The sequence below is a fragment of the Mycobacterium sp. genome, assembly GCF_035499775.1.
In the GTDB taxonomy this organism is placed as follows: Bacteria; Actinomycetota; Actinomycetes; order Mycobacteriales; family Mycobacteriaceae; genus Mycobacterium.
This window is the reverse complement of the sequence record NZ_DATJYB010000137.1, coordinates 1-5,913: the sequence shown is the minus strand read 5'-3', so window position 1 is coordinate 5,913 and position 5,913 is coordinate 1. Positions and strand designations below refer to the sequence as shown.

Sequence of the window (5,913 nt, the reverse complement as noted above, 5' to 3'; positions counted from 1 at the left end):
GAGATGTGGGGGTCACGTCCGTACGCCTACCTTGGCGTCACCGTTCCGGGATTCCCCAACCTCTTCATCGTCTACGGGCCCGGAACACATCTCGCCCACGGCGGCAGCCTGATCTTCCAGTCCGAACTCCAGATGCGCTACATCGACCAGTGTCTGCAGCATCTGGCGGAGCACAACCTGCATTGTCTGGAGCCGACCGCCGAGGCCGCCACCGCCTGGCATCAACGAACACAGGCCGAGATCAAGCAGATGGTGTGGTCGCATCCCGCCGTCAAACACTCGTACTTCAAGAACGCCGACGGGGAGATCCACACCGTCAGCCCGTGGCGCCTCCACGAGTACTGGGCCGCGGTTCGCCGGCCCGACTGGTCACAATTTCTGGTGCGACACAAAGAGTCAGCGCGACAAAGAAAGTGAGCACGCCACTATGCGCTCGGTAGTCATCGAACGGCCCGGCGAGGTCCGGGTCGAAACGCGTCCCGACCCCGAACTTCCCGGTCCCGACGGAGTGATCGTCGAGGTGACGGCGACCGCTATCTGCGGCTCCGATCTGCATTTCTACGAGGGCGAATATCCGTTCGGCGAACCGGTGTCGCTCGGCCACGAAGCGATCGGCACCGTCGTCGAGGCCGGGCCGCAGGTGCGCACCGTCAAAGTCGGCGACCTGGTTATGGTCTCGGCGGTGGCCGGCTGCGGCGTCTGCCCGGGGTGCGCCACCCGCGACCCGGTCTTGTGTTCCTCGGGCCCGCAGATCTTCGGCGGCGGTGTGCTGGCCGGCGCGCAGGCCGATCTGCTCGCCGTGCCCGCCGCCGACTTCCTGGTACTCAAGATTCCCGAAGGTATCAGCACCGAGCAGGCGCTGCTGTTGACCGACAACCTCGCCACCGGCTGGGCTGCGGCCCAGCGGTCCGACCTTCCGTTCGGGGGCACGGTCGCCGTGATCGGTCTGGGAGCGGTCGGCCTGTGCGCGCTGCGCAGCGCGTTTGCCCAAGGCGCCGCACAGGTTTTCGCGGTCGACCGAGTCGCCGGGCGCTTGGAGCGCGCCGCCAAGTGGGGTGCCACACCGATCAAAACGCCGGCCGCCGAAGCGATTCTGGCGGCGACGGGCGGGCGCGGCGCCGACTCGGTGATCGACGCCGTCGCCACCGACGCGTCCATGACCGACGCGCTCAACGCGGTGCGGCCCGGGGGCACCGTCTCAGTTGTCGGAGTGCACGATCTGCAACCGTTCCCGTTCCCGGCCCTGGGCAGCCTGTTGCGCAGCATCACGCTGCGCATGACCCTGGCGCCGGTGCCACGCACCTGGCCGGAGTTGATCCCGCTGCTTCAGTCCGGGCGACTCGATATCGACGGCATCTTCACCACCACACTGCCGTTGGAGGAGGCGGCCAAAGGGTATGCGACCGCGGGGTCGCGGTCGGGCGACAGCGTGAAAGTCCTGCTCAGGCCTTAATCCGGCTGCCGCCGAACGTGTCTGGCCAGATGGCGTAATCGTCGCACCGGCCCGCGCCGACCCGAGGCCAGGCACATCACCGGCCATCCGTGCGCGGCGGCCGCGGCGGCCAGACCCGAGCGCGGGTTCACCGGGCGCGGGCAGCCGACGAGCGTCATCGAGGCCGCATCCTCGTCGCCGTCGGCGTAGAAGTAGCTATGTTGCAGCGCAACGTCATTGTCGGCACAGAATTGCCGGACGGCGGCGGCCTTCGTCGTTCCCCAGACAATGGGTTTGACGATGCCGCCGGTCAGCCGTCCGCGCTCGTCTAGCTCGAAATGGTTGCACTGCACGTTGGAAATGCCGAGGAAGCGGGCAACGGGTAGGGCCTGGATGGACAGCGCCGACGAGCTCAGCACCACGGTATGCCCGCGCTCCTGATGCGCCTGCACTATCTCGTGCATGTGCGAATAGACCCGCGGGGCAACACGTTCCACAAACAGCCGCTGACCCAGATCGTCGAGCTCGGCAAGGAGCTCGCCGCGCATATAACCTGCCGCCCGGATGATCAGACGTTCAAATTCCATTCGACCGAATTTGTAGCGCAGCGCGGCTTCGAACACCCCGAGCAGTTCGCCAATCCCAGCTTGCCGCCGCCGGATCCGGTCACTGACATGAACCGCCGCGGTGAAGCCTTCGACCAGCGTGCCGTCCAGGTCGAAGAAGGCACCGACGCCGGGTCCGGGTGAACTGGCGCCGATCTCCGCCATGGCATCGCGGGGAGAGAATCTAGTGACCGTTACCATCTCGACACCTCACCGCGTCGCGGTTATGTATTGCGAGTGCATGAAGCCGTCGATCTTCACGTCGACCTCCGGCGGCGTCATCCCGTAGCCGGCCTGCAAATCCATTGTGTTGCGGAGGGGTTCGACGGTCCATCCGTGCGCGGCCAGCCACTGCGCGGGGTCGGACTTGGCCTCGTAGGTGAGCGCGGAGAAGTCCACATCACCTGACACATTGACCCCGGGGTGGTCGGCTTCCAGGGCGGCGAGCTGCTCGCGGTGTAAGCGTGATCCCAACGCACCAATGGCGATTCGGCTACCCGGCACACACAGCTCGCTGATTCGGGTGAAGAGCGCGGTTTGTGCGTCGTCGGTCAGGTAGGGCAACACTCCCTCGACCGACCAGGCGCTCGGTTGTCGTGGGTCGAATCCGGCCGCCTTCAACGGCGTTGGCCAATCGGTGCGCAGGTCTGCCGCGACTTCGCGCCGATCGCCTTTGGGTGTGGCGCCCCGCTCGTCGAGCACGTGCGCCTTGAATTCCAGGACTTTGGGCAGGTCGACTTCGAAAACCGTTGTGCCGTGCGGCCATTCAAGGCGATAGGCGCGGGAGTCCAATCCGGCGGCGATGATCACGGCCTGTCGCAGGCCCGCGTCGGCGGCGTCCCGAAAGAAATCGTCGAAGAACCGGGTCTGAACCCCGTAAAGACGGGGGAAGGCTGTCTCGTCCTCGGAGGAACCGGGATTGGCGAGGACGCGCAACAAAAACGGGTCCTGTGACGCTTCGATGAAATACTGCGCGTATTCGTCGCGAACCAGCGGCTGCCGGCTCAACGCGTGCAGCGCGCGCCAGCCCGCCACCAGCAGCGCGGTATAACCCACGCCACTGACGATGTCCCAGTGGTCGTCGTCGGAACGAAGCGATCCGAACCCAGGCGACGCGGATGTCATGTGCCCTCCCGTTCGAACGCGACGTTGCCTGGCCGCACCAACCAAAGTACGCGCAGCGGCACGCTCACAGCTCCAGAAACACCGTTACTGGTCCGTCGTTGATCAATTCGACCTGCATGTTCGCGCCGAAGACGCCGGTCTGGACATGGGCCCCCAGCCCGCGCAGCGCCTCGGCGAACGCTGTCACCAGCGGCTCGGCGACCGCGGCCGGAGCGGCCGCGTTCCAAGACGGCCGACGGCCTTTCGCGGTGTCGGCGTAGAGCGTGAACTGGCTTACCACCAGGATCGGCGCGTCGACATCGGCGGCGGACTGTTCGTCGGTGAGAATCCTTAGATTCCAAAGCTTTTCAGCGAGCCGCCGCGCCTTGCCGGCATCGTCGCTGTGGGTGACCCCGACCAGCGCGAGCAGACCCTGACGGTCTGGCCGGATGGCGCCGACCACCTCGCCGTCGACCGACACCGACGCTGATGAAACCCGTTGCACCAGAACCCGCATGGGCTCGATGCTGCCAGGTAGGCTCGATGGATGTCTGTGCTGGTCGCGTTTTCGGTCACGCCGATGGGGGTGGGCGAGGGCGTCGGAGAGATCGTCGCTGAAGCGGTTCGGGTGGTTCGCGATTCCGGCCTGCCCAACAAGACGGATTCGATGTTCACCGTGATCGAAGGCGACACCTGGGAAGAGGTGATGGCGGTCGTGCAGCGCGCGGTGGAGGCTGTTGCGGCTCGTGCGCCCCGGGTCAGCACGGTGATCAAGGCGGACTGGCGCGTTGGGGCCGTCGACGCGATGACGCACAAAGTCGAATCCGTCGAGCGTTACCTCTAGTTGAGCTACTCCGCCGCCGCGCGGAAAGCCTGCTCGGCCTCGTTGCCGTGCACAGCAAACACGACCCGCTGCAACGAGCTGCCCTCGTGCTGCCGGACGGCGTCAACCATCAGCCGGGCGGCATCCTCGAGCGGGAATCCGCCGACGCCGGTGCCGAACGCCACCAGCGCCAGCGACCGGCAACCGAGTTCGTCGGCCTTCTGCAGGGTAGAAGCCGTGGCTCGAGCGATGATCTCCGCTGAAGTCGGGCCGCCCAACTCCATCGTCGCCGCGTGGATCACGTAGCGCGCCGGCATGTCACCGGCGGTGGTCTCGATCGCCTCGCCGAGCCCGATCGGCGCTTTCTCGGTCGATTCACGCTGCACCTCGGCACCGCCGGCGCGCGAGATCGCCGCAGCGACGCCCCCGCCGTGTCGCAGTTGGGTGTTGGCCGCGTTGGCGATCGCGTCGACCTCGAGTTTGGTCACGTCGGACTGCAATACCTCTAACTCGATCATCCGCTCATTGTCGCGCAGCCCCCGTTGGACATTCCCGCGGCGGAGCCCTGGACACCACCGTGCCCGCTGCATGCCCCGCACAGCGAACTCTGCTCGCGGCTACTCTAAGCCGATGTACACCACCGGGTGGGAGGAGAAGGCATGCCAATAGCCCGTCAGTCCAGTTCGACATCGGTGAAGACGGCATGACCGGCGGTGCCGGAGGCCGAGGCGGAGACGGAGGCCGAGGCGGAGACGGCGGCCGAGGCGGAGACGGCGGAAGCGGCGGGGCACCCGGCCCGGGCGGCCAACCCGGTCAGGGCGGAGAAGGCGGACAAGGCGGTCAGCCCGGTCAGGGCGGAGCCCCCGGCCAACCCGGCCAACCCGGCCAACCCGGCCAACCCGGCGGCTAGACGTTGGGCGTGAAGCTACGGCTTTGCGCGTGAGCCCAGGGCGGTGATCCGGCCGCCGCATTTTTCTCCGCCCAGGCTTCACTGCCAACGCCCGGGCTTCACACGCAAAGTCGAGGATTCACACTCAACGGCCCAAGCAGCAGGGCGTCACGTACGCCTCCTCGCGCACTAGGCCATATACCCGCCAGCGCCCTGGCACGCCCTGAGTTCGTGCTTACCGCGGTCGGCGAACGTCCGCCGCGACCCGGTCACGATGTCCCGCACCGTCGAGGACACCAGCACCTCGGTCGGACCCGCCAGTGCCGCCCGCGCACCGATGTGCACCGCCACGCCGGCGACGTCATTTTTCAAGGCGCCGCCCGTACGTCGCTTTCCGCGACGGCCTTTGACACTGCACGGGCCATGGTCGGCGGCCCGGCACGGTCACCTGCCAGATCCCACCACGCGTCCATCACCGTGATCGCGTCCTCGGCCCAGTATTGCGGCCCGAGCGTGTCCATCGACAGCATCCGCGACGACAGACCGACACCCCGATGGTCGAACCGGATCACCCGGCAGAACGACGCCAGCCGCCGGTGGAAGCGGTACAGCGACGGCTCGTCGTCGATCGAGTCGATCGGGACGAACGGCCCCGGAAACATCAGCAGATCGGCCGGGCCGTCGCCCAGCACCTGATAGGCGATGTCCATGTCGCCGCACTTGGCGTAGCGAGTCCGCGCAGCCTCCGCCACGAGCTCAGGCTAATTCATCCATGCGTAGGCTCATGCCGGTGAGCGCACGCGCGGGCATCGTGGTCACCGGAACCGAAGTTCTCACTGGGCGGGTCCAGGACCGAAACGGCCCCTGGATCGCAGATCGGCTACTGGAGCTGGGCGTCGAACTGGCCCATATCACGATCTGCGGCGACCGCCCGGCCGACATCGAGGCGCAGCTGCGGTTCCTCGCCGAGCAGGGCGTGGACCTGATCATCACCAGCGGCGGCCTGGGTCCGACGGCCGACGACATGACCGTCGAGGTCGTCGCCCGCTTCTGCGGCCGC

8 protein-coding genes and 2 pseudogenes are annotated in these 5,913 nt (G+C 67.0%); 4 read left to right on the top strand and 6 right to left on the bottom strand.

Annotated elements, in window-relative coordinates; all coding sequences use genetic code 11:
• Both VML93_RS09440 and VML93_RS09435 read left to right on the top strand, forming a co-directional pair.
• Positions 1 to 417 (top strand): annotated as a pseudogene (locus VML93_RS09440) (4-hydroxyacetophenone monooxygenase); the annotation flags it as partial.
• Between the two features lie 10 nt (positions 418 to 427).
• Positions 428 to 1,453 carry an alcohol dehydrogenase family protein gene (locus tag VML93_RS09435; RefSeq protein ID WP_325609951.1) on the top strand — a complete coding sequence of 342 codons (1,026 nt, stop codon included), beginning with the start codon at positions 428 to 430 and terminating at the stop codon, positions 1,451 to 1,453.
• Here the strand turns inward: VML93_RS09435 and VML93_RS09430 are convergent.
• From VML93_RS09430 to dtd, 3 genes are all read right to left on the bottom strand, one after another.
• Positions 1,450 to 2,238: an HAD-IB family hydrolase gene (locus VML93_RS09430; RefSeq protein WP_325609950.1), complete on the bottom strand. Its 789-nt coding sequence runs from the start codon at positions 2,236 to 2,238 to the stop codon at positions 1,450 to 1,452. The two genes, VML93_RS09435 and VML93_RS09430, sit on opposite strands and share 4 nt — an antisense overlap.
• Before the next feature lie 9 nt (positions 2,239 to 2,247).
• Positions 2,248 to 3,162: a class I SAM-dependent methyltransferase gene (locus VML93_RS09425; protein WP_325609948.1), complete on the bottom strand. Its 915-nt coding sequence runs from the start codon at positions 3,160 to 3,162 to the stop codon at positions 2,248 to 2,250.
• A gap of 64 nt (positions 3,163 to 3,226) precedes the next feature.
• Positions 3,227 to 3,658, bottom strand: coding sequence for a D-aminoacyl-tRNA deacylase (gene dtd, locus VML93_RS09420; protein ID WP_325609946.1), 432 nt, complete (start codon positions 3,656 to 3,658; stop codon positions 3,227 to 3,229).
• 30 nt (positions 3,659 to 3,688) lie between these two features.
• On the opposite strand from dtd, the gene VML93_RS09415 reads away from it, so the two are divergent.
• Positions 3,689 to 3,985: an MTH1187 family thiamine-binding protein gene (locus VML93_RS09415; protein ID WP_325609944.1), complete on the top strand. Its 297-nt coding sequence runs from the start codon at positions 3,689 to 3,691 to the stop codon at positions 3,983 to 3,985.
• Between the two features lie 5 nt (positions 3,986 to 3,990).
• Here VML93_RS09415 and VML93_RS09410 read toward each other — a convergent pair whose 3' ends face one another.
• The 3 genes and pseudogenes from VML93_RS09410 to VML93_RS38535 form a co-directional block, all read right to left on the bottom strand.
• A complete protein-coding gene (locus tag VML93_RS09410; protein ID WP_325609941.1) occupies positions 3,991 to 4,482 on the bottom strand; it encodes a macro domain-containing protein in 492 nt (163 codons plus the stop codon).
• Positions 4,483 to 5,042: 560 nt separating this feature from the next.
• Positions 5,043 to 5,225 (bottom strand): hypothetical protein, encoded by a 183-nt coding sequence (locus VML93_RS38540; protein ID WP_414686315.1) that lies wholly within the window; start codon positions 5,223 to 5,225, stop codon positions 5,043 to 5,045.
• Between the two features lie 8 nt (positions 5,226 to 5,233).
• A pseudogene (locus VML93_RS38535) lies at positions 5,234 to 5,563 on the bottom strand (hypothetical protein); the annotation flags it as partial.
• Between the two features lie 74 nt (positions 5,564 to 5,637).
• Here VML93_RS38535 and VML93_RS09400 point away from each other — a divergent pair.
• Positions 5,638 to 5,913, top strand: a 276-nt coding sequence (locus VML93_RS09400) for a molybdopterin-binding protein (RefSeq protein WP_325609953.1), incomplete at its 3' end; no start/stop codon positions are given.

What these genes read in the sequence shown, in the direction of transcription:
- VML93_RS09430 (WP_325609950.1), bottom strand. Translation starts at nt 2,238, where the DNA reads ATGGTAACGGTCACTAGATTCTCTCCCCGCGATGCCATGGCGGAGATC.
- dtd (WP_325609946.1), bottom strand. Translation starts at nt 3,658, where the DNA reads ATGCGGGTTCTGGTGCAACGGGTTTCATCAGCGTCGGTGTCGGTCGAC.
- VML93_RS09415 (WP_325609944.1), top strand. Translation starts at nt 3,689, where the DNA reads ATGTCTGTGCTGGTCGCGTTTTCGGTCACGCCGATGGGGGTGGGCGAG.
- VML93_RS09435 (WP_325609951.1), top strand. Translation starts at nt 428, where the DNA reads ATGCGCTCGGTAGTCATCGAACGGCCCGGCGAGGTCCGGGTCGAAACG.
- VML93_RS09410 (WP_325609941.1), bottom strand. Translation starts at nt 4,482, where the DNA reads ATGATCGAGTTAGAGGTATTGCAGTCCGACGTGACCAAACTCGAGGTC.
- VML93_RS09425 (WP_325609948.1), bottom strand. Translation starts at nt 3,162, where the DNA reads ATGACATCCGCGTCGCCTGGGTTCGGATCGCTTCGTTCCGACGACGAC.